This window comes from Fortiea contorta PCC 7126 (genome assembly GCF_000332295.1).
Taxonomy (GTDB): Bacteria; Cyanobacteriota; Cyanobacteriia; order Cyanobacteriales; family Nostocaceae; genus Fortiea; species Fortiea contorta.
On the sequence record NZ_KB235930.1, the window covers coordinates 4,653,830 to 4,676,639 of the forward strand.

The 22,810-nt window shown below is 40.7% G+C and carries 24 protein-coding genes; 10 read left to right on the plus strand and 14 right to left on the minus strand.

The annotated features are described in order from the left end of the window. Positions 1-183: 183 nt before the first annotated feature. Entirely contained in the window at positions 184-1,962 is a 1,779-nt protein-coding gene (locus tag MIC7126_RS0121675) for a DUF1565 domain-containing protein (RefSeq protein WP_017655256.1), read from the plus strand. Here MIC7126_RS0121675 and MIC7126_RS0121680 read toward each other — a convergent pair. Then, the gene (locus MIC7126_RS0121680) at positions 1,959-2,642 is read right to left on the minus strand and encodes a PAS domain-containing protein (protein ID WP_017655257.1); all 684 of its coding nucleotides are present in this window, start codon (positions 2,640-2,642) and stop codon (positions 1,959-1,961) included. The two genes, MIC7126_RS0121675 and MIC7126_RS0121680, sit on opposite strands and share 4 nt — an antisense overlap. After that, positions 2,623-3,078: a hypothetical protein gene (locus tag MIC7126_RS0121685; RefSeq protein WP_017655258.1), complete on the minus strand. Its 456-nt coding sequence runs from the start codon at positions 3,076-3,078 to the stop codon at positions 2,623-2,625. Before MIC7126_RS0121685 ends, MIC7126_RS0121680 begins: the two co-directional genes overlap by 20 nt. Positions 3,079-3,617: 539 nt before the next feature. Between MIC7126_RS0121685 and MIC7126_RS0121690 the strand changes: the two genes are divergently transcribed. Continuing rightward, a complete protein-coding gene (locus MIC7126_RS0121690) occupies positions 3,618-3,932 on the plus strand; it encodes a hypothetical protein (protein WP_017655259.1) in 315 nt (104 codons plus the stop codon). Between the two features lie 132 nt (positions 3,933-4,064). On the opposite strand, the gene MIC7126_RS0121695 is transcribed toward MIC7126_RS0121690, so the two are convergent. Continuing rightward, complete coding sequence (locus MIC7126_RS0121695) at positions 4,065-4,883, minus strand: polysaccharide deacetylase family protein (RefSeq protein WP_154655948.1); 819 nt, start codon at positions 4,881-4,883, stop codon at positions 4,065-4,067. Between the two features lie 198 nt (positions 4,884-5,081). Between MIC7126_RS0121695 and MIC7126_RS0121700 the strand changes: the two genes are divergently transcribed. The 4 genes from MIC7126_RS0121700 to MIC7126_RS0121715 all read left to right on the plus strand — a co-directional run bounded on the left by MIC7126_RS0121700 (position 5,082) and on the right by MIC7126_RS0121715 (position 7,902). Further along, complete coding sequence (locus tag MIC7126_RS0121700; RefSeq protein ID WP_017655261.1) at positions 5,082-5,276, plus strand: hypothetical protein; 195 nt, start codon at positions 5,082-5,084, stop codon at positions 5,274-5,276. Between the two features lie 476 nt (positions 5,277-5,752). Then, the gene (locus tag MIC7126_RS0121705; RefSeq protein ID WP_017655262.1) at positions 5,753-6,112 is read left to right on the plus strand and encodes a hypothetical protein; all 360 of its coding nucleotides are present in this window, start codon (positions 5,753-5,755) and stop codon (positions 6,110-6,112) included. Between the two features lie 266 nt (positions 6,113-6,378). Further along, on the plus strand, positions 6,379-6,918 hold the full coding sequence (locus MIC7126_RS0121710; protein ID WP_017655263.1) for a Dps family protein: 540 nt from the start codon (positions 6,379-6,381) through the stop codon (positions 6,916-6,918). Between the two features lie 216 nt (positions 6,919-7,134). Beyond that, complete coding sequence (locus MIC7126_RS0121715; RefSeq protein WP_017655264.1) at positions 7,135-7,902, plus strand: ChaB family protein; 768 nt, start codon at positions 7,135-7,137, stop codon at positions 7,900-7,902. A 53-nt stretch (positions 7,903-7,955) separates the two neighbouring features. On the opposite strand, the gene MIC7126_RS0121720 is transcribed toward MIC7126_RS0121715, so the two are convergent. Together MIC7126_RS0121720 and MIC7126_RS0121725 are read right to left on the minus strand one after the other, a co-directional pair. Next, the gene (locus MIC7126_RS0121720) at positions 7,956-8,357 is read right to left on the minus strand and encodes a TIGR02588 family protein (protein WP_017655265.1); all 402 of its coding nucleotides are present in this window, start codon (positions 8,355-8,357) and stop codon (positions 7,956-7,958) included. Further along, positions 8,354-9,217 (minus strand): TIGR02587 family membrane protein, encoded by an 864-nt coding sequence (locus MIC7126_RS0121725; RefSeq protein ID WP_017655266.1) that lies wholly within the window; start codon positions 9,215-9,217, stop codon positions 8,354-8,356. The genes MIC7126_RS0121720 and MIC7126_RS0121725 overlap by 4 nt, the downstream gene beginning before the upstream one ends. Before the next feature lie 261 nt (positions 9,218-9,478). Here MIC7126_RS0121725 and MIC7126_RS0121730 point away from each other — a divergent pair, with 261 nt between their 5' ends. Next, on the plus strand, positions 9,479-9,661 hold the full coding sequence (locus MIC7126_RS0121730) for a CsbD family protein (RefSeq protein ID WP_017655267.1): 183 nt from the start codon (positions 9,479-9,481) through the stop codon (positions 9,659-9,661). Between the two features lie 175 nt (positions 9,662-9,836). On the opposite strand, the gene MIC7126_RS0121735 is transcribed toward MIC7126_RS0121730, so the two are convergent. Then, positions 9,837-10,109: a GlsB/YeaQ/YmgE family stress response membrane protein gene (locus MIC7126_RS0121735; RefSeq protein WP_017655268.1), complete on the minus strand. Its 273-nt coding sequence runs from the start codon at positions 10,107-10,109 to the stop codon at positions 9,837-9,839. Between the two features lie 198 nt (positions 10,110-10,307). Here MIC7126_RS0121735 and MIC7126_RS0121740 point away from each other — a divergent pair, with 198 nt between their 5' ends. After that, positions 10,308-12,770, plus strand: a complete 2,463-nt coding sequence (locus MIC7126_RS0121740; protein WP_017655269.1) for a dynamin-like GTPase family protein — start codon at positions 10,308-10,310, stop codon at positions 12,768-12,770. A 148-nt stretch (positions 12,771-12,918) separates the two neighbouring features. On the opposite strand, the gene MIC7126_RS0121745 is transcribed toward MIC7126_RS0121740, so the two are convergent. From MIC7126_RS0121745 to MIC7126_RS0121765, 5 genes are all read right to left on the minus strand, one after another. Then, positions 12,919-13,530 carry a cytochrome c oxidase subunit 3 gene (locus MIC7126_RS0121745; protein ID WP_017655270.1) on the minus strand — a complete coding sequence of 204 codons (612 nt, stop codon included), beginning with the start codon at positions 13,528-13,530 and terminating at the stop codon, positions 12,919-12,921. Between the two features lie 57 nt (positions 13,531-13,587). Next, complete coding sequence (gene ctaD / locus MIC7126_RS0121750) at positions 13,588-15,282, minus strand: cytochrome c oxidase subunit I (protein ID WP_026100448.1); 1,695 nt, start codon at positions 15,280-15,282, stop codon at positions 13,588-13,590. 14 nt (positions 15,283-15,296) lie between these two features. Further along, positions 15,297-16,208: a cytochrome c oxidase subunit II gene (locus MIC7126_RS0121755; protein ID WP_017655272.1), complete on the minus strand. Its 912-nt coding sequence runs from the start codon at positions 16,206-16,208 to the stop codon at positions 15,297-15,299. A 76-nt stretch (positions 16,209-16,284) separates the two neighbouring features. Continuing rightward, complete coding sequence (locus MIC7126_RS0121760; RefSeq protein ID WP_017655273.1) at positions 16,285-16,890, minus strand: DUF2231 domain-containing protein; 606 nt, start codon at positions 16,888-16,890, stop codon at positions 16,285-16,287. Next, positions 16,887-17,387, minus strand: a complete 501-nt coding sequence (locus MIC7126_RS0121765) for a DUF2231 domain-containing protein (protein ID WP_017655274.1) — start codon at positions 17,385-17,387, stop codon at positions 16,887-16,889. The genes MIC7126_RS0121760 and MIC7126_RS0121765 overlap by 4 nt, the downstream gene beginning before the upstream one ends. Positions 17,388-18,079: 692 nt before the next feature. Here MIC7126_RS0121765 and MIC7126_RS0121770 point away from each other — a divergent pair. Next, a complete protein-coding gene (locus MIC7126_RS0121770) occupies positions 18,080-18,637 on the plus strand; it encodes a methylmalonic aciduria and homocystinuria type D protein (RefSeq protein ID WP_017655275.1) in 558 nt (185 codons plus the stop codon). Here MIC7126_RS0121770 and MIC7126_RS0121775 read toward each other — a convergent pair. Continuing rightward, positions 18,634-19,422, minus strand: coding sequence for an alpha/beta fold hydrolase (locus tag MIC7126_RS0121775; RefSeq protein WP_017655276.1), 789 nt, complete (start codon positions 19,420-19,422; stop codon positions 18,634-18,636). The genes MIC7126_RS0121770 and MIC7126_RS0121775 overlap by 4 nt on opposite strands. A gap of 166 nt (positions 19,423-19,588) precedes the next feature. Next, the gene (locus MIC7126_RS0121780; RefSeq protein WP_017655277.1) at positions 19,589-20,662 is read right to left on the minus strand and encodes an NADH:flavin oxidoreductase/NADH oxidase; all 1,074 of its coding nucleotides are present in this window, start codon (positions 20,660-20,662) and stop codon (positions 19,589-19,591) included. Between the two features lie 397 nt (positions 20,663-21,059). Between MIC7126_RS0121780 and MIC7126_RS0121785 the strand changes: the two genes are divergently transcribed. Next, on the plus strand, positions 21,060-21,290 hold the full coding sequence (locus MIC7126_RS0121785) for a hypothetical protein (RefSeq protein ID WP_017655278.1): 231 nt from the start codon (positions 21,060-21,062) through the stop codon (positions 21,288-21,290). Positions 21,291-21,316: 26 nt separating this feature from the next. Here MIC7126_RS0121785 and MIC7126_RS0121790 read toward each other — a convergent pair whose 3' ends face one another. After that, the gene (locus MIC7126_RS0121790; RefSeq protein ID WP_238553665.1) at positions 21,317-22,621 is read right to left on the minus strand and encodes a toprim domain-containing protein; all 1,305 of its coding nucleotides are present in this window, start codon (positions 22,619-22,621) and stop codon (positions 21,317-21,319) included. Positions 22,622-22,810: the final 189 nt, after the last annotated feature.

The window sequence follows — 22,810 nt, forward strand, 5'->3', positions numbered from 1 at the left end:
GTTAAAAGTGCTAAGTATATTTTCTTATTTTTAGCCTCTAACTCCTGATTCTTAGCATCCGCTCCCTCATTAATTACTTTGTATTAAAAATAGCCAATTAGTCAATATGTTGAGTAACATTATCGACATATCAGTGTTTGAGATTATCAGGATTTACTACTGCTTCTAAGGAGTGTTGTAAAGTTGATTCCCCCTATTGTGTTTCCTAATCACCGTCAGGCATCTGTCCTGCCAGTAGGGCTGACTACCGAGAGCGAAAAACCAAATTTTTGCTCTGAGCTAGCCCAGTTTTCAGTTTTTCGTTCTTCAGTATTGTTTTTTACTGCTAGTTTGGGAGTAGCTAGTGTGGCATCCCTGGGCATCAGCTGGGATAAAGCTGTTGCTCAAATGTCACCTACCCTCGATCAAAAACCTTTGGGTGATAGAACAATTTCTCAGGTTAATGTACTATTTGTCAACCCAAGTGTCGGAGATGACACACGGGGTAATGGTAGTGAGCAAACTCCTGTGAAAACAATCACTCAAGCCTTGCGATTAGCCACCGCCAAAACAGTAATTATGCTTTCTCCAGGCACTTACAGTGTTCAAACTGGAGAAGTATTCCCCCTCATTCTCAAAGCTGGTGTTTCCATTCAAGGCGATGTCGGCAATCAAGGCAAAGGTATTAATATTCGAGGTGGTGGCGATTACCTCAGCCGCAGCTTTGGCAATCAAAATGTCGCCATTGTCGGCGTTCATCAAGCCAAGCTGAGTGGAGTCACCATTACTAACTCTAATCCCCGTGGTTACGGTTTATGGATTGAATCGAGCAATTTAGAAGTCACCGCTAATACATTTACCGACAATACCCAAGATGGCGTTTCCATCACAGGCAATGCTGCACCGACTATCCGCCAAAATTATTTTTATCGCAATGGTGCTAATGGCATCACTATCGGCGGCAATTCTTCAGCCCAAGTGCGGGAAAATATTTTTCAGGAAACAGGCTTTGGCATTAACATTACGCAAAATGCCGCCCCTATCATAGTCGGTAATCAAATTAAGTCTAACAGATCCGGGATTGTGGTACAGTCCCAGGCGCGCCCAATTCTACGCAGTAACTTAATTCAGGGTAGCAAAGAAGATGGTGTAGTAGCGATCGCTCAAGCCCAACCCGATTTAGGCACCGCCACTGAACCCGGCGGTAATCAATTTCAAGGCAATGGACGCTACGACATCAACGCCAGCGCCGCCAAGCAGGTGATTACGGCTGCTGGTAATACCATCGCCAACAATCGCATCGCCGGCAAAGTAGAGCTGAGGGCGTCAGCTAGCCTTGTAGCCAGAAATCCTCTGCCTCTACCTAATCCCACCCTACAACAAATCCCCGTGAATGGAGAAATAGTTTTCTCTGCTCCCGGAATCGCCGAAACCGCTAATAACACAAAACCAACTGCTGCATCACGTCCTCTACCCAGTGCAGTTGCGGGGTTTCCTACTCCCAACCTGCCTCAATTAAATTATGTACAAATTGATACTAAATCAATTGAGTATACCCCACCATCTCCAGCACAACCGCCACTCCCCAGGCTAGCAGCTAATTCTGTCAACAATTCCCCGCGACAATTACCCCCAGTCGCCACGTCTGTTTTGCCTGTACCCAGTTCTCAAATCCCTATGGGTAACACGCGCAACATGGAAAAGCTACCAGTAACTGAAACTTATTCTCCCAGGTCATACGGTGGTGCATTACCTAATACCACCCCATCTCGAACGGATGTCCGTTACCGTGTCTTAGTGGATGTAGCCACCGAAAGGGATCAAGAATTAGTGCGGTATCTTGTTCCTGGTGCATTTTCCACAGTTTCACGGGGTCGCAGCGTCATGCAAGCCGGCGTCTTTAGTAATCAATATAACGCCGACGGCATGATGAGAACTCTCAACAGCAATGGTTTAAAAGCCATCATTGAGTTGTTAAACTAAGCCGCTGGTGCAAAAGCCCCTGGTGGAATCGGCACAAGCTGGGGAGTTGATAAGCAAATTCCTTGTCTGTACCACACACCTTCCACCTCGAAGGCCTCAAATTGAGTTGTGAGAATTGCCCAAGCTCGCTCGTTGAGTCCCGCTGCGTAAGTCCAAGTGAAGCGTCGGTGATGTTTAAGGCGTTGTTCTAGTCGCGCTAAATCTTCGGGTAGCCAAAATTGGGTAATCACTCTTTGAGTCGCCACCCCAGGCGGCGTTTGCAACATATTCGCCATGGGTTGGTTAACAATGATTTGCTGACGGCTATCTTGTCTGACGATACTTACCGGCAGGTCATTTTCAGCGGCTGCGACCATTCGGTATAACAACTGTGATGGTACATGCAACTGAGAGCAGAAAACTGCACCGCCAGAATGTAAAATGCTTTCAGCAGTTTCTGACGCTAGAGGCGCGGCTGGGGATGCCATCCAACCATAAAACTCGATGGGTTGCTTACAGCCTCGCCATTTTATCCGCACCGTCCCATTTAGTTTTGCGGCTGTTTCCATGAGAGCATCACCGTAACTTTGGGCAAGATAAGTTGCATGTCGCTTTGTAGGCGCAAAAATTGCCACTCCTTCATAGGACATTTTATAGTTCCAGCCCGGTAAGTTGAGAATTCTAAGAATACTCACACTCATCTTCTTTTACACCTCCAGCATCTCTATATACTTTTACACTCTGAGACTGCTGATAGACAGAAAGCTTAAAAGTTTCTTGCCAAATTATTTTCCGCTCCTCCTCTGGGATAGCTAAAGCGGATGTGATGATGGCAAAGTCTCCTGGTGTTGGTAGCACTTCTCCTTTGGCTAGGGCTGGTAAATTTTTGACTCCGCAGCGCTTGAGTTTTGGCATGTGAGCTCGCACCACGTCAGCGATGGTTTTTGGGGGAGCTGGTTCAGGGGTGGAAGTGTCAGCACCAGTTTTTTTTCCTATCCACTCCCGGATCAAATCTTCGAGCGCGTCACTTTGGGATATTCCCTCACGGGCACAGATGCTTTTGAACTCTAAGGCCAGATTTACTGGAATATAGCCGCTGACTTGTTTGTAGTCATCAGAACGCCTTCTGTCGGTCATATATTGGTTTACTTCAAATCTTGCTTGTCCTATTGTCTCTCATGAAGTCGAAAAAGCAAGACATTTTTTTTAGTCATTTTTAAATGACATGTTGACAATAATAAATGACAAAGCTATTATTTAGATACAGAGCAAAATTTCGGCTGAAGAAAAAAAGGCAGAACACCCTAACAGCTAGCTGTTCACTCCTATAGCTAGCTTTTAACTTCAAGTAAGGAATCCGAGGGTTTTTTGCCCCTCTTTTATTCAGTATACTCGCTCCCACCTATTAAGCAACACTAAACAAGTTGATTAGAGTCGCTAATTTAATGTTACACAAATCACAGAGAAATCTTGAAGTTGTATTAGAATAGTTTTCACGAAAATTTGCAGTTGATAAATCGGTTTAGTTCGCACTCCATGACAATTCGCCAAAGCCAAGAGACACAACGAAAGAGAAATTTAGTCAGTTACCTTGTTTTGGTATTCACCGCAGCGGAATCAGGTAAAACTAATTTCTAAAGTTGGAAACAATTCCCAGTATTGATAGGTTTATCAAGATGACCCAGTTAACATTTGACCAGTTTGTCCATCCTCTATCTGAATTTCCGAATGTAGTCAGTCTCAACGGTGCAGAGGAGCCAATGTTAGATATGTACACAATGGCAAGCATGATACTTTATTCAGCTTGTGCAAATAACAATCTGGGAGCTAGAGAGAATACTTTAGAAGCATTGGCGAATAACGGGGGACTTGTAGATGTTAACTCGTTGTTTGAGCGTTGTCAGATGGGCGATAGAGGCGCAATTTTACAAACAATCACTCTCATCGTTTCTAGTTTAGAAACAAAAATCGAGCACCTGAAATTGGCTTGAAGGTGTTGGAAATTAGAGACGAAGATAGTGAGTTTATGTTTATGTAGTTTCTTGCACACGTGGGAATTTCTTAAATTGAACCACAGATAAACAAAGATAAGATATTTATCTGTGTTTATCCGTGGTTTTTTTCTATTTTTGCATTGCTAATAGTTCGGGAACAGTCACAAATCGGTAGCCTTGCTGCTTGAGTTTGCTGATAATTTGTGGTAAAGCTTGTACAGTCCGACGGCGATCGCCACCACCATCGTGCATTAAGACAATAGATCCTGGTTTGGCATCTCTGAGAACATTTTTAACAAATACTTGCGGTTTAGCACGGGGATCAGTGTCAGCGGAAGTCTGCGACCACATAACTACAGCGTATTTCTGACTTTTAGCATAGGTGGCTAGTCCGTTATTTAAAACACCTCCTGGTGGACGGAAGAGAGTTGTTTGCACTCCAGTGGTACTTTGGATGAGTTGGGCTGTGCGTTCAATTTCGCTCTGGGCTGTGGCGGGATTCATTTGCTGATACCAGTGATGCCATGTATGATTACCAATGGCGTGTCCTTCGGCGACAACTCTTTTGGCGATATCAGGATTGGCTTGTAGAGCTTGTCCTACCCAAAAAAAAGTTGCTTTCACATCATTTTGCTTGAGGATATCTAGCATTTGGGTGGTGGTGTTGGGCCAAGGGCCATCATCTATAGTCAAAGCAATGACTTTCTCTTGATTAGTGGGTTCTACTCGATAAACTATTTTTCTCTGAAATTTAGTAGGGGGGATGAAGGCGAGATTTTTGACTGTGGTGGGCGCTAAGAGTGGCGCAACTGTGGCTTGGGGTTGGTTGATTGGTTGATGATGGTTTAATTGTGGGGACGCATCAGGAGCCAAACTACAAGCTGTTACAGAACAGGCGATCGCTACTATACCAATTATTCTTTGTCGCTCTTCGTGATTGTCTACCACATTCGATTTCCCAAAACTCACACGATCATAAACTGTGGTGTCAATTTTGAGAGAGTTTCACAGATGGAAAATCAAGCACACATTAGGTTTTTGAGGCATTTTTTTAATCTTTCCCTCATCCCCTTGACAGTTTTTGTATTATGTATGTAATATGTCCGTAACAAAGGAAAATGCAAAGCTGAATCAGGGTGAATAGCCATGTTTTACATACAAATAGTTGATCGACGCTGGGAGAAGCCAGAGTCATCGGTGAATAGAGTCCCTCCTATTCCCCAACCATTGGAAATAGAAGCACAGACCAAAAAAAGTCTGCAACTAGCAAAAGCAAAAACCACAGATTACATCCGTAATATACAGCAGGTTTATTACTTAGAACGTCGGTCATTTTCCTGATATTTGATAGCAGTTAAGTTAAATATAAATATTCTCAACATTGTCAGTTCATCCCTTAGCTGATTGTAGATACTTTGCATAGCCGCATCTTGACAATCGTTTCAGGTCATACATGATTAATTGTGAAATGATGGTGTTGATCTATCTAGGGAATGATTTTCTGAAAATACGCCATAATTAAAACTTCATTCTCCAGGTCGATTCGCAGACGATTGATTTCCCAGTAAAAATAGCCTAGATGAACATTGAATAGATCAACAAACCTCCAGGTTGAAATCAGAATAGAAGCGTTAATGTTTTCATTGTGTTGACGCCAAATTGGAAAGAGAGGATTGTTGACAGTCCTCTATATTCTCTGATTAAGAGCTTACTGAAGGAAGTAGACCTTGATGATTTGAACATTCAAATATATTAAGTCAAGGTGCATCTGTCTTTTCAATGTTCTACGTTGTTGATGCTGTTATCGAGGATTTCACATGAAAGTTAGTTTTTTTGTTCTTAATGTTTTACGTCCAGTACGGTTTCTAATCGTAGCTTTTACCTGCGCGTTGCTATTTTTATCTAGTGGGCTTCCTGCTTTTGCAATTGATAGCTACCAAAGCGATCCTACAGAAGCTACTACACAGCTTTTAGAAATTCAACGCAAGACTGATGAAGTAGCTAAATCAGCACCTCCAGGCTTGGAAGAAGTCCAAAGAGAATCTAATAAAGGACTGAATGAAGTTCAAGGAGATGCTGACATTAATAAACAGAAGCGTCCTGAAAATTCCCAAAGTGCGACTTCAGTTGAAGAAAACGTGAAAAACTTTTTGGAAAAAGTGACAGGTAACAAGTAAGGCGCAATTACTGTTATCTACTTAAGCTAAAAATCTTTTAAATCAAACCCAAGATGAGCACGGAGCAATATCTGTGCTCATCTGTATATCTGTTGTTCTTGAATAAAAAAGCAGAATAAATTGTTGATAAACAAGTATCCGTGAGGAGAACAACTTAATTAGTCTAAATATATATTATTATACCTCGACTATCTTTCCTTTGACTGATGTTAATACATTGCTGAATTTGGGAACTTATAGATAAGTTCGCTTAGGGATGGAAAATAATGCCTAGAATCAATATTGGTTTGTCAGAAGAACAGCGCCAAGGTGTAATTAATCTTTTGAATCAAGATTTAGCAGATTCTTATCTGTTGTTAGTGAAAACTAAAAAATATCACTGGGATGTAGTCGGTCCTCAGTTTCGCTCTCTACATCAACTTTGGGAAGAACACTACGAACAACTGACGGAGAATATTGATGCTATAGCCGAAAGAGTTCGTGCTTTAGGCGGTTATCCTGTTGGTACTTTGGAAGGGTTTCTCAAAATTGCTACCTTAAAAGAACATGCTGGAAAAGTTCCTTCAGCAACAGGTATGGTGGCTCGACTAGTAGAAGATCACGAGCAGATTATTAGAAATTTAAGGGAGCATATTGATCATTCCAGTGAAGAGTTTCATGATGAAGGAACTGCTGATTTTTTAACTGGATTAATGGAAGAACATGAAGAAATGGCTTGGATGCTGCGCTCATTTATTGAGGGAGAGGCTATAGAACCAGACGGTAAACAACCTGCTGCAGAAACTCAAACTCCTGTGGGTGTGTAGTACAAAAAGGCTGAAGTATAAAGTATGAAACCAATAAACTTGTATATTCAGCCTTTAATAGATTTGTAACTGGTGCGTTATTTACGCCGTAGCGTACTAGTCAGATTACCTCAGCAATTAATTGATTTAAAAACGGCAGTTTGTGGGTAGAAAAATCTTTCTGCATCTGCCTTTTTAGCTCGCGTTTACAAGCAGTAATATATAGGAAGTGTGCAAATGCCAGAAGTATATCAAGCGGAACGGACTATCTCTGTAGTATTTAAAGAACAAAAGCAAATTGACGATGTAATTCGCCGTTTATTAGACCGGGGCGTACCCAGAGATAATATTTCAGTTTTGGGTAGAAACTTTCAATCAGAAACTCGAATTGCCGGATTTATTACTAAAAAAGATGTAATTTTGGGAGGATTAAAATCAGGAGCGATTTTTGGTTCCTTGTTTGGTTCCTTCCTCAGTTTGCTCACAGGGGTGGGTGTATTATTTATTCCTTTCCTCGGCCCTATTGTGGCCGCAGGCCCAATCAGCGCAGTGCTGCTGGGAGCAGCGAGTGGCGCGATCGCAGGTAGTGCGGGCGCAGGTTTAGTATCAGCTTTGACTACTCTGGGTATGCCGGAAGATAAAGCAGCAGTATACCAAACTCGGTTACAAGCTGGTGAATTTTTATTAATGGCAGAAGTTCCTAGCGATCGCGCTGGCGAATTTCAACTATTGTTAGAAAGTGCGGGCGGTGAAGAAATTCACACCACTGAAACTACTCTGGCTCGTCCTTGTTCTGGCCCTTGCAATAGTGCAAATGATTTGTCTCCAGAGGTTCGCGCTCATCTCTCACCAGAAGCGCAACGCACATTTATTGAGCGTTATAACAGCGTGTTGAACGAGACAAGCGATGAGTTTACTGCAGAACAAAGAGCATGGGAAGCAGTGCGTCAACAATTTGATGAAGACGAAAATGGTGTCTGGTCAAAAGCCAAAGTCGGTGTTTGATACTAAATAAATTAGATAATTAGAGACGTTACATGTAACGTCTCTAATTATATTTAAGGCAATTTGTAGCTAGCAACACGAATAATTAACTTACCTTTGCTGGGGTTTTCTTTAAATACAAATGCGCCCTTCTCTGTTTCTCCACTAGACAAAAAATCGATTTGTTGTTCTCCTGTTTGTATATCCTGGTCGTTAATTTTTAATTCAGCTATAATCTGCACCATTTCTGCAGTTTCTCCACCAGTATTGACAATTTCAAAAGGGACATAAAATTGTCCTTCCTTTTTTTGAATATTTTCCTGTTGCGTCACAGATAAAATCGGAGGCTGCTCCTTGTCGTTTAGCCAAGTGTAGATTACTAAACTAACAATTATTCCCAATATAAATGTAGCGGCGCTAAATGTTACCCACTCAGCTAGAGAGCGCTTTGGTTGTGGTTCTTCTGCTTGACTCATATTGCTAATCTACCTGCTGCACCACCGATAGTTGCGGGTAAACCTAACACTAATGTATGGTCTAACCACATCGTCCAAGGGTCACTAAGACTCAATTTATGAAAAAACCACAATATAAAAGTACCTGCTAATAGTGACACCAAATAAGACATTGTGGTTTCGCTTAATGGTCTTTGAAAAATTCCCCTTTGTCGTCTACGTTTTTGTTGGTCTGAAAAGCCGGCTTCAAACACAATTCCGTAAGAAATTAGCAAAGAAGTAGCGATTATTGCTAATAGCCAAGGTGGTGAAGCTGCGGCTGCTAGCATGGAAATTTCATCTGTGGGTGCGATGTTGAAGGCGATGACAGTTGCACCGATTAAGGTAGCACCGATGTCAGCAAATGTGGCGTTGATCTGACTCGGTTTCTTGTTGTCATCTTCAGCTTGATTACTATTTCTAGTATCGCCTAAAAACTGATTAGTTAATGCTACACCGAGGGTGAAAGGTACACTTTCAAAGATAATTTTTCCTAGGGATTCTTTGAGTGATGTTTCTGGTGTTAATTCCTGTAATAAGAACAACATAAAGGCAGAGCAGACTAACCCAATTGCTATCGCTTCTATGGTATCTGTTGCGGTTTGACTGATTTTAGAGCTATGTCTGCGTTTGCGAAAACCTTCAGTTTGATTGAGCAAGAAAACTACAATAAATGTTGATGCGATCGCTAACATCATCATTTGTGGTTTTGTTTGTGAACCAATCCACCACACCTCCATTGTATATAGTAGTGGGATACCAAATAAAAAGCCTCCACAAGCACCTCGAATTATGTCATTAATTTCGCTTTTCCATGCATTTTTTTGCCGTTTTTTTGTCACTTCTAGACTGCCCTTATAGTTAAATTTTCATGTGTTGTTGTAGCAAAAAATTGGGGAGATGGATATACTTAAAATTCAGCGATCGCTCAACTTTATTGCAGCTATTCTACAAACTCTTCTATCTCGAATTTTTATACATCTATCTCAGGTGTAAATTTTTTTAAAAATTTAATCTCTCCGATGATAGATACGCACAACCTATAAAAATTATAGATTCACTTTAGAATAAATAATTCAAAATATAAAGGTGAAAGGAAAAATATGAGCGTCGAAAAAAGAGTAGAAGCAACTGCAAAAAACATCGAAGGCAAAATTCAAGAAGTCATCGGTGAAGTAACTGGTAATCCTGCAGATAAGGCTGAAGGTCAAGCGAAACAAGCCCAAGCCCAAGTCACTCACACCACAGAAAACATTAAAGATGAAGTCAAGAAAGCTCTAGAGTAGTTCTCCATATCTGATATTTGGGTGCAGCTATTAAGCTGTAAGCATCGATGAATTTAGTTTGTATAAAAATAAATACTCCACTATCTTGAAAGAAGTGGAGTATTTATTTTTATTTTGCTCAAGTAAAAATCAGTTTGTAACAACTCCCTTTTCACCATGACTTTTAGCTATTCAATTAATAACTGGTGCGTCCAGTCACTAATCCCCAAAGAAAAATTGCCACAACTGCACCGAGAATCGCAACAATTAAACCAGGAATACTAAAACTTGCAGCGGTGAGTTGTAATCTTCCAGTTTCTAAAAGAGTGGCTACAACTCCTCCAATTACAGAACCAATAAGTCCCAAAATCATCGTAGCAACAATGCCGCCACCTTGACGACCAGGGTAGATAGCTTTAGCGATAGCCCCAGCGATCAGACCAAGGATTATCCACGCTATAATATTCATAATTTAACTCAGTAATAAACTGAATAATAGCTTATAAATTTTAATTTTATATTCCTTCTATCACAAGAGATAGCTATCATTAGTTGATATAAATCTTGATTAGCTAATATTTAAAACAGTTGCTTACCAGTATTATTACTGAAGCTTGTGTATGAAAATATTTATACAATATTCAGTGCTCCTCTTGAGGCACTTCGCATGTCATACTTACCGCTTCAGTGTCAAAATTTGCCAGCACAGGTTGAGTCTATAATACAACTCTCGCAGCAAGAATCAACTCTGCGTGCTGATGATATTTCTGCTATTCAAACTTCTTTAAATAAAGTAATTTCACCCAAGTTTGAAATTGTATTTGCGGGTGCGTTTAGTGCGGGTAAATCAATGCTGATTAATGCTTTATTAGCAAGGGAGTTGTTATATAGTGCAGAGGGACACGCTACAGGTACAGAATGTAGAATTGAGTATGCAGAAGCAAATAAAGAACATGTCGTTTTAACATTTTTAAGTGAATTGGAAATCAGAGAACAAGCGGTTTATTTGTGTAAACAATTGGGACTCAACACAGTAGCAAATATTAATCAAACTGATGTCATTGATTCACTCAACCAAAGTTGTGCAGCTATTATTCAACAAGAAGGTGGTGAGAGTAAATCAGAGCGTGCGAAACAAGCAAAAGCATTAACATTATTGCTAGAAGGATATGTGGTAAATCGTCAACATATTCATACAGTTAATAACGCCACATATTCAATGGAACAATTTAATTTTTCTAATCTCAAAGAAGCGGCTGGATATGCGCGTCGTGGTAGTAATAGTGCTGTTTTGCAGCGGATTGAATATTATTGCAACCATCCTTTATTGGAAGATGGTAACGTGATTATCGACACACCAGGGATTGATGCACCTGTTACCAAAGATGCACAATTAACTTACAGCAAAATTCAACATTCTGATACTTCGGCCGTGGTGTGTGTGTTAAAATCTGCTGCTGCGGGTGATATGACGAAAGAAGAAACAGAACTTTTGGAAACAATGCGAGGGAATGCGGGAATACGCGATCGCGTTTTTTATATCTTCAACCGCATCGACGAAACTTGGTATAATGCCCAGCTAAGGCAACGATTGGACGATTTAATCAGCGGACAATTTCGAGATACCACCAGGGTTTACAAAACTAGCGGTTTACTAGGATTTTACGGCAGTCAGATTAAACAGACAAGTCACAGCGATCGCTTTGGTTTAGATTCTATCTTTGCGGAAAGTGTGAAAGCTGGGAATAATAGTGAAGAGACACCACAATTTGTTTATGCATTTAACAATTATTGCGTGAGTTCTGGTAAACTTTCTCCTAGTAATTTCCGCATTTCAATTAATGGATTTGAAACCCCTAATCAGAACTACGTGCGGATTTTATCTGAACAAGGAACACCATTAATTAGTCAGCTAATTCAAGATAGCGGTATAGAAGAATTTAGAACAGCGATTACACGCTACCTGACCACAGAAAAGCGTCCACAACTGTTTATGAATCTTGCTGATGATTTGCAAGATGTCTGTATAAAATTGAAAAAAAATTATCAAACATTACAACAAGATTTAGATAGTCAACCAAGAGAAATTGAGATGATGAAAGCGCAGGAAATACAGCGCCTGAATCAGCAACTAAAGCAAGTTGGTAAAGACTTTCATCAGCACATCACAGAAGAAATTAACCAAGTCATTAATAATAACTGTAATGCTTTTGAAACAGACTTTCGCCAATTACAATCAAGAATGATTCGCCGTTTGGATGAGTTACTGCATACCTTTTCTGTCGCTGATGCTTATCGCCGTTCCACTCTCAGTCATCCCCGCAATGCTACCGCCCCTCTCATCGCCATTTTAGTAGAAGCATTTTATTATTTAGCGAATCAGTTAGAAGATGTTTTAATAGAATCTTGCCATCAACTAGTCAGTAATTTCTTTCAGCGCTTAACTGAAAAAATTCGCCAGTCAGAATATTATCGCCAACTGTATCGTTTATTGGGTAATGATGGTGGAATTGAACAACAGATCAAAATATTAGAAAAACTTGTTTCTCAAGCCTTAATTAGTGCAGCGTGTGTAGAGTGCGATCGCTTCGTGCGCGAAAGTGCTAGATTTTATGATGAAGGCACTTTTTCTATATATCAATTTCGGCAGACTTTGCAACAAACTTCTCAAGGTTACGACTGCGAAAGTATGGTAGCAGCCGAACCAGCAATTAGACAATTATTAAAGTTAGATTTTGAGCCAAAAGTTTCTCACACCATTCGCACATCTTTCCGCCAAACCATCAATCAAACTCTGAAAACTCAGTTTTTACCAATGGCGGAAAAACAAGCTGATGAAATTCTACAACAATATCCACAGGCGCGTGCTTTTTTAGAAAAAACCTTAGAACAAGAAGCTGAAGAAAAAATTGTCAACAATCGACATTTGTTAAGTAATCTTCAGCAGAAAATTAAAACATATAACTCAGCAGTGAATAACATCAATAATTGTTTGATGTCCATGCATTTATCTGATCATTTATTGCCAGAAATTGATACATATAATAATGCAGAAGTTATTGAAAGTAGGTTTTTAAATAACGGTTTTGCTATTTCCGATGGATTACTTGATGGTTTAGCAGAAGTTTAGTATGGCAATTATTGCGTGTGTCTAATACAGTTGGTAGAGACGATGCTATGCATCGTCTCTACAAAATCTAACAACAAATTACCCTAACTAACCTCTAGCCCCTAATTCCTAGCCCCTAACCTCTTCACTAAAACGAGAAACGCTATATTTACTGCCAAATGTAGATGAGAACAAACAAAATAATCCAGATCACATCAACAAAATGCCAGAATAAAGAAGTTGCATTCACCCCAAAGTGGCTTGAGTTTTCTCTTGCAGGTATGAAAGAATAAGCAAGGATAATCAACTGCAACAGGATACCTGTAAATACATGCAAACCATGAAACCCTGTTAGTAGATAAAACATGCCACCAAATACACCAGAAGTGAAGCCAAATGCGAGGCTATTCCATTCTATCGCCTGTCCTACCAAAAAGTAGCTACCCATAGCGATCGTGGCTAAAAGATAGAGGCGAAATTTTGTGAGATTGTGGCTTTGCAAAGCGCGTTCTGCTAAATAAATCACAAAGCTGCTAGAAACCAAAACAACTGTGTTAATTGCTGGGTCTTTAATTTCTAATCCAGAAACACCAACTGGTAGCCAATTAGGCGTTGTGGTTTTGTAGATAATATAACCAGCAAAAAAACTCAGAAAAATCACACTTTCTGATAATAAGAAGACAATAAAACCAAACATTTTACTACCTTCTTCATCATGAGTATGCTCACCGCTTCCATGATGCACAGGCGGCTGCAATTTATCGGCAATGAAACTATCCATTCATTCTCCTTGATATTACTTGTAATCAGCACTTTAGTGCTGACTACTAAATCGTTCTCAGCCTGCATCTATCAAATTATGTTGATGTTCAAGGCGGTCAGCATTAGCTACCAACGGTTCCGATTTACCATAACCGTAAGGCTCACTAATAATGATGGGAAGTTCTTCAAAGTTTTCTACCGTAGGTGGTGAAGAAATCATCCATTCCAAGCCAATTGCTCGCCAGGGATTATTTGGAGCTTTTTCACCTTGCATCCAAGAAACCACCATATTGAAGATAAAAGGTAAAGTAGACATTCCCAACAAAAATGAGCCGAGGCTAGCAATAATATTCCAGAATTCATACTCTGGAGCATAGGAAGAAACTCGACGCAACATCCCTTGCAACCCTAATGGATGCATAGGTAAAAAGTTGAGATTTGTCCCAATAAATGACAACAAAAAATGTAATTTACCCCAGCCTTCAAAATACATCCGCCCGGTTATTTTGGGGAACCAGTGATAAAAGGCTGCATATAAACCCATCGTCACCGTACCAAAGAGGACGTAGTGAAAATGACCCACCACAAAATAAGTATTGTTGACATGGACATCAACAGGCACAGAAGAAAGCATGATACCTGTGATACCTGCAAACACAAACATCACCAGTCCACCCAAGGCAAATAGCATGGGTGTATTTAACCGCAACTTACCACCCCAAATGGTCGCCACCCAAGCAAAAACTTTTATCCCTGTGGGTACGGAAACAAACATAGTTGTCAGCATGAAAATCATCCGCATCCAAGCTGGTGTACCACTGACATACAAGTGGTGTACCCAAACGATACCGCTGACCACAGCAATTAAGAGCGAGGAAATGGCGACGACTTTATAACCAAATAAGGGTTTGCGGCTATAAACAGGAAATATTTCCGAAAAAATGCCGAAAATTGGCAAAATAATCACATAAACTGCCGGGTGGGAGTAAAACCAGAAGTAATGCTGGAAGAGAATTGGATTTCCTCCCCGGCTAGGGTCAAAAAAGGCGGTACCTGCAGTCAGGTCAAGTAACAACATCACTGCGCCCGCTGTCAGTGCAGGTAATCCAAATAGTTGGATAATCTGGGCGCTGAACACAGCCCAAACAAATAAAGGCATCCGGAAAAAGGTCATCCCTGGTGCACGCATCTTGACGATGGTGGTAACAAAGTTGACAGCACCCATAATCGAAGAGACACCGGATATTGCTACTGCTAATAGCCAGACAACTTGACCGTTAATTAAGTTACCTGTGGGGTTTTGCAGACTCACTGGTGGGTATGACCACCAACCAGCTTGGGCGGGGCCACCGGGGACTAAAAAGCTACCCATTAAGAGGATACCGACTACCGGCACCATCCAAAAGGCGACGGCGTTGAGGCGAGGAAACGCCATATCTCGCGCCCCAATCATCAATGGCACAAGATAGTTAGCGAACCCAACTAGGGAAGGAAATGTCCACAGAAATAACATGACGGTGCCATGCATGGTGAACATACCGTTATAGACAGTACGGTCAATTAAATCTGATTCGGGTGTAATTAGTTCTCCCCGAATCACCATTGCAAACATACCGCCGACTAGAAAGAAGACAAATGAGGTAACGAGGTATTGAATCCCGATAACCTTGTGGTCGGTGCTAAAGCTGAAGTATCGCTTCCAGCCGTTTGGAGGTTGATGATGCGGCTTTTCAGTACTGGTACTGATACTTTCGAGGGGAATATGTGTCATCAGTGACTTTCCTTTCAACTGGCTGAATTGACTAGAGGTGGAGCTGCAGGTACGACTGTTACCCAGCCATTTTTGACTGGTTGACTGGTGACTTGGGCGTATTCAAAAGCAGCCTGATTGTGTGCGGGAGTCAACTTATGAGTTGATGTTTTGGCTAACCACTGCTGATAATCTACGGGAGATTCGACTATCACATCCGCTTGCATGGTGGCGAAGTAAGTACCGCTGTATTGAGAATCGGTGAGTCGGTATTTACCTTTGCGGATGGGGGTGAATTCAAAGTCGATGTGGTGGTTGGGAATAATGTCTTGTTTGAGGCGAAAAGCTGGGATGTAGAAGCCGTGGAGTACATCCTCTGATTGCAAATTCAACCGGACGCGGCGATCGCTCGGCAAATGTAATTCAGTCGTGGTAACATTTCTTTCTGGATAATGGAAAACCCATGCCCACTGTTTAGAAATTACATCAATTTTTTCCACTGGTTCAGCGGTAATAGATTCATCTTCCGGAGCCGCGTAAGCTGATTCCATCCCCATAGGGTTATGCAGGTGTACCAGTTCCATCGGCCCTTGGATAGCCATCTTTTCATAGATTTGGTAGCTGTAAAAAGCAATCCAAATCACCAACAGAATCGGAATCGCTGTCCAAACCACTTCTAAGGTGATGTTACCTTCAATTGCTGGGCCATCACTCAAATCATATTTAGGGGCGCGATGGAAAATCACGGAATACGTGAGAGTTCCAGTCACACCCAAAAAGATGAATGCACCCAGCGTCACCAAGAAGCTAATCAAGTTATCAACTAGCTGCGACTCAGCCGCTGCTTGTGGAGGAAGCCAGGAATAAGCTTGCTGACCTATCCAGATACTGATAGCAGTCAGCGCTATAGCTGCAACAATTAACGTGAAAATTTGGGAAGGTTTCATGGTTATTAGTCATTAGTCATTGGTCATTAGTTATTAGTCATTGGTCAGAGAACAAATGACAAAGGACTAATAGGAATTACTTCAATACTGTGTTCAAGTCTTCGCCCAACCGCAGCAAACTATCTGCTGTATTGTGTACACCGAATTCCGCTGCTAGTTGTGCGCCCAAGGTACCGTGGATGTACATAATCAGCATGACTGTCACACCTGTAAATAGATAACTCCACTGCACTTGTCTATCTTCGTCTCGGTTCCAAACATAGCGCTGATATCCTCTCCAGATAGTCATACCCACAATCAGCGCTAATAAGACAACGCCACCTACGCCATGCCAAATCATAGTATCCATAGCTTGGAATCCCCAAGCACTTTTGACATTGGCTGGTGGTCTGGCCAGCAGCATTTCATAAAAACCAGCAGCTACTGTGAAAAAGGTAATGATGGATGAAGCCACCATGTTGTACCAACCCACATCAAAAAAGTTAGCCCGTTCTACAGAAATTGCTAAAAATTTGAAAAACCATTTTTCCAAGGGAAAGAAGACACCGACAATATCAAAGGTAATGCCAATGATGAACAAACCCAGGGTGAGGTGAACTAGGTTAGGATGAATAGGCAAGGTGTAGGGTAATCCGTTGGCGCCTAATTGTCCGCTTAATTGCTCAATCAATTCTGAGTTCATGGCAACATCCCATCCTTGATTGCTTCTACAACCGGTACTGTGTGCAGTCCGTATATCCAAACCAGTTCATCACCAAGATATACTTGCAATCCGACGATCGCTGTTAAAATTAACCCCATACCTAGATAATAAATTGAGATTCTGTGGGGGTTGCGGGCACGAATTACATAGCGCCAAGCCGTAATTGCGGCGATAATTCCCGACAGCGACCAGCCAATCATTGTATGTAAATTCAACACAGATTTAGCCACTTCATAAGGTTTTGCTAAACCCGCTTCAAATTGACCAAAAATAATCGCCACAAAGATAGAAATTGTCGCAATAAACATATTCCACCAACTCACCTCAAATAGTCGGGAGTTCCCAGTGAAATAGCCAACTACATCACAAAAGAAGGCAAAGACTACCATTGCAATGACGAAGTGAATCACAATCGGATGAATTGTGTCAGGATAAGGTAAATTGTGGTCGTTCAAATTCGTTAGATATTCAAGCACGTTGTTCTCCTAGGCATATCTACAGCACCGCAAACAAATTTTTATGATTGACACCCACTCAAATTACTCCCAACACCTGCACATGACTTGTATACATTACTTGGAGCGAATTTACAGGTCTTTAGGTGTCAGATTGATGGTGAATAAATTGGGCGAATTTGGTGCAATTTTTCGTTGAGGATTCGGCGTTAAATCATTGCTTTATGCTGGTTTTACGAGGTAGCGATTCTGAATATTCTGCAATCAAATCGCTGGTGTTTTTGGCATTTGCTAGACTCATCTATTAGTTTAAGTAAATTTTTATTATCTGTCAAAAGAGCAGAAAATAAAACTTTTGAGAGTTTTTTGCTAACAAATTATTTTCTGCTAATGTAGCTGGTTTAGCTTTTTGAATTATCTTAAATCTCTAGGAAATATTAAATTGTTAATCTGTTTACATAGGTCAATTTCTGATTTGTAATTTTAGTTACTATCTATGTAAAGCTAAAAAGATATATAGTTAAAAACTGAAATAATAATCAGTACGACAATAGGTTAATAAAAGATAAATCTTTGACTAAAACTTAATATTGTTGTACGAAAACTTTAAAGAAACTTAAACTGTCGTGAAAAATTGATGATTTTTCTGAAGATGAAAGAGTTATCATCGATACCAAGGATCAAAGTCAAAAACTTGCAAAAACCGCATAAATGTGGCGAACTATCCTAGGGTTTACACTTCGGAGCAAGGCTGTCCCATTAATTTAGTTGGCAAAACAGGACAAGCCGTTGAAATTTCAATTCATTCGCCCAGTCAGTATATCTGTGCCAACTGCGAACGGATCATACCAGATTGGAAACAACAATCTTTTTTGTGGGTAGTAATTGTTTTACAGCAATCAAGATATGAACTAGTAGAAAGGACGGCGAAAGTAGAAATAGAGAAAGAACGGTTGCGAGAAAAGTTTATGAGGTTTGGTTGTGATTTAGCATTTAATCTACGCGATCGCTCCTACTTAACAGACCTCATAGATCCACGCACTGGCTACCCTCTACTTTCCAGTCCCGGAGCAGTACCCCATGATGATACCGCAGTGGCGACAGCTTTACTCAAATATCCCGTAATACAAAATAAATGCCGTGTGCTCGTGCATCCATACTGGGGTACAGCCGTATATCCCAGCACATTGATTTCTGAAGCACCTCCCGCGATCATTGAATCAGTGATTAAAGGGATAGCACCTATGCACGGGTGGCAAGAAAATATTTAGGCATTAAGGAACTTTAGCATAGCTGACGCCACAGCCTCTGGTGACTCAATCAAAAAACCATGACCACCCTCAAGCACCACAAGTTCAGCATGGGGAATACCTTGTGCTAATTGCTCAGAAAATTTTATCGGGGTTAAGATATCTTGCTTGCCTACTAACAGCAAGGTGGGAAAATTAAGGTGATGCAGGCGGTCTTTTGTATCACTGGCAATAATAGCTTGGCTTTGATGATAAAGTCCATGTTTAGTTGCTGGAAACGGATAATTAATTGCCATATTAATTATCATTTCAATCATGCCGGGTGTTGAATAAAATTCGTCAGTAAATATCCAAGGGAAGATAACTTGTTGATATAGTTTTAAGTCTAATATTCCAGGGAGAAGACCCCAAGTTGCAATTACACTATTAAATAGGCTATCACCACGAGCCAATGTAGAAAGTAAAATCAAACTTTGGACTTTTTCAGGGTAGGTCAAAGCGAATTCTTGAGCAATTTGACCACCCATAGAGTGACCAACTAAATGTACTTTTTTAATGTCGAGATAATCTAGCAACGCGGCTGCATCCCTAGCCATTTGCAGAATACTATAGGGATGGTCAGGCGCAGAAGTTCGCCCTATGCCTCGGTTATCGAAACGAATAACTTGATAATTTTTGACAAGGGATGGCATCAGCAATGACCAATAGGTATGGTCGCATAAAAAGCCAGCAATTAATAATAAAGATTCACCTTCTCCTTTAATGTCATAAAATAAATCAATTCCATTGACTTGAATTTTTGGCATCAGGATAACGCAGATAAAGATAAATAACAGAGATGGTTATTTGTCAAGGTTCAGTATCATCGAAGAAGGGAATAGGGAATAGGGAATATTAAGTAGCCGTAACGCACCATGCTCTAGCCCCTATTTCCTAACTTAAACGAGAAACGCCATAGCTTTTCTCTGCAAATTAATTAGGCGCCCAAGCGCGATCGTATTGCACAGGCCAGAGTTTTTCGTGTCCTAGCTGCTTGGCTGCTAGGTGCGGCCAGTAAGGATTCCGGAGTAGTTCGCGCCCTAGAAGTACTAAATCAGCGCTCCCGGTGCGAACTATTTTATCGGCTTGTTCGGGGGATGTAATTAAACCGACAGCCCCTGTATAAATATTGGCTTCACGGCGGATTTGTTCGGCAAACTGAGCTTGATATCCAGCTTTGACGGGAATATTAATGCCGGGTATAATTCCCCCGGAAGAGGAATCGATCAGATCGACGCCTAGAGGTTGGAGTTGTTTGCTTAAAGCGATACTTTGTGCCATATCCCACCCTTTGTCTACCCAGTCAGTAGCGGAGATGCGGACGAAGAGTGGATGGGTTTGAGGCCAAACTGCTCTGACTTCCTGAACAATTTCTTTCAGCAAGCGGGTACGATTTTCAAAGCTTCCACCGTATTCGTCGCTACGCTGGTTAGAAAGAGGTGAGAGAAATTGGTGTATTAAATAACCATGAGCTGCATGGATTTCTATTACCTTAAAATTCGCTTTGAGAGCACGTTGAGCAGCTTGGACAAAAGCATGAGTAACTTGCTTAATACCCTCTATACTCAGAGCCTCTGGAACAGGACTATCTTTGCTAAAAGCGATCGCACTGCTGGAAACCACAGGACGCCAACCATCTTGACTTTCATCTACAGCTTTCCCTCCCTTACTCGGTTTAGCTGTGCTGGCTTTTCTCCCCGCATGAGCTAGTTGAATCCCCGCAACGGCACCAAAATTATGAATTAATTCCACAATCTCCGCTAAGATTTCTATGTGTTCATCTAACCAAATGCCTAAATCTTGCGGGCTGATACGTCCCCGCGCTTCCACCGCAGCTGCTTCTGTCATTACTAAACCAGCACCGCCAACAGCACGGGAAGCTAAATGAATTTTGTGCCAGTCGTTGGCAAATCCATTCACACTAGAATATTGACACATCGGTGAAACAGCGATGCGGTTGCGAAAATTAACTTCACGAATCTTCAATGATTCAAACAGGTGTGCCATGAATCTTGATTCCTGCTCTTGCTAGGTGAAAAAATTGCGTATATGCTTGCAAAACGGATTTACTAGAAACAGCAAGCCAGAAACAGCTGTTCCATTGTCAGATTCCCCAGCTATTTCAAGTATGACAAAACCTGACAAAGATAGATCAGCCGACACGCTCATAATTCCGTAAATTGTCATAATAATTTTGATACACAGCTAACTATCTCTCATCTCTCAAAAACCTCAGCGTACCTCCGCGTTAACCTACCGAACTTTGCTCAACGCGGGAAACCCGCGCACGCAAGTTCTCTCAGCGTACCTCAGCGTTAAAAAAAATCCAGCATTTAGCGCAGCCTCACAAAGAAACAGTATAAGAATATATGATAAAAGTTGTTTAGTTTCAGGAGATAAAAAAATGAGAGTATGGTTGGCTTGTTTTGTAGTTTTATTTGCTTTAGCAGAATTTTTTGACTGGTTACAAGAATTCGCCCTCCCATTACCTATCTATATATTAGGAGGTGCGTTTTTAGCGGTTACTTCCAATTACGATAAAATTGTCGGTACTTATATTGATGATACCGTTATAGAGCCATCAACTGAACAACCACTGCTCGATGTCACAAATCAGTCGGAAATTAAAAACTAAAAGCATCAGCGCGAAAATTGTTTATATTAAACATAATTTTCCATAAAATATATCTCATTACCCATATCATCTGCTGAAGTTAAATTGCTAGCTTCACCTGCTAAATCTTGATGATTAGCAATTCCTTTTTGCAACAATTTAATGATTCTTGGGGTTGTAAAAGATTCCAATTCTACAAACCTTCCAGATTCCAACCACGCTAATTCTTCAGCGGATAAAGTCTGACGAATTTCGTCACTTAATGCTTTCGCTGCTTGCACCAATCCCGGTGATATTTGAATAAACATTCCCACTTTAGTGGCGATAATTTGACGGGGTAACAATCCTATATCGATGATTGTAGCGTTGCTGTTGAGAAACCAATTAGGAGTGGTGCTCAGATGATTAACTAAACTCATCCCTTGGGGAGTGCAATCATGGAATGCATATACTTTTAAATTGGGTCGATGACGCAGCATTTGCATTGTATTGTCAAAAATCTGTTGGGGATATCCAGTGACACTGAGAATTACACAGTTAAATTCTTTGTGAAAATTATTGGCGATTAATAGTTGAGCGATCGCACTATTTTCACACACAATTAAACAAGTCGCATCATCAACTGGAAAATCTAGATTTTGATGTGATGTTGGTAAGATTTTTAGATTAAATCCGTTGATTTTTCGCCACTGCTTGAGCCAATCGAAGAACTGAGATTGAGTAAATAACAACTCTTGTGTTAATCCAGTTTGCCAAATCTGTTTTGTTCCTAAATATATTGCTATTATACCTGTAATCAAGATGGGGACAAATGATAACCAAAAATCAGATTGGTATAAATGAGTAACAATTCCTGTAATTACGATTAATACACCAATAACTCGTAATATTTTAGCGCTTGTTTGCCTATTTGTTTGATTCAGCTTTGGAGATTTGCTCTGATGAAATAAGTAATAAACAACGCCTAATTGCCAGATTAAATTCACAGGTAGATAGTCTAAGAAAAACACTGTGATAGTAAGATGAAAAACCAAATAATAGCTGATAAATTCTCTAGCTGCAAATGAATTTTCTCGCAAACTAGCATCTAAAACATAAAATAATTGTTTGGGAGTAAAATATAAAGTATTATCAGCGGATAAATCAGCGATCGCTTGAGAAAACATAGCGTCGGTAATCTTCACTCCACCCATAGTATCCGGTGCAAACACAAAGGGATGATTGCATTGCAAACACCGACCTTCATTAATTGTTACATCATGGGATTTGTTGTCAGTGCCACACTTAATACATTTCATAATTGAGCAATAGATAGGGAAATTTTGCGCTGTCGTTGGAACAGTATCCGTCATCCAGGTAAAATTTGCTGTAGCGCTAGTATCATTACTAATAACAAAATGTATGTTAGATAACAACGTTAGCAATTTACACCCAGAATCATTACCCCAATACTTCAAAAAAGCTACTCGTAGGATGTTGTCCATCGCCATCTATTGTTACAGGCTGCACGAAATACGGTAACGTTTTAGCAGAAGCTGCTA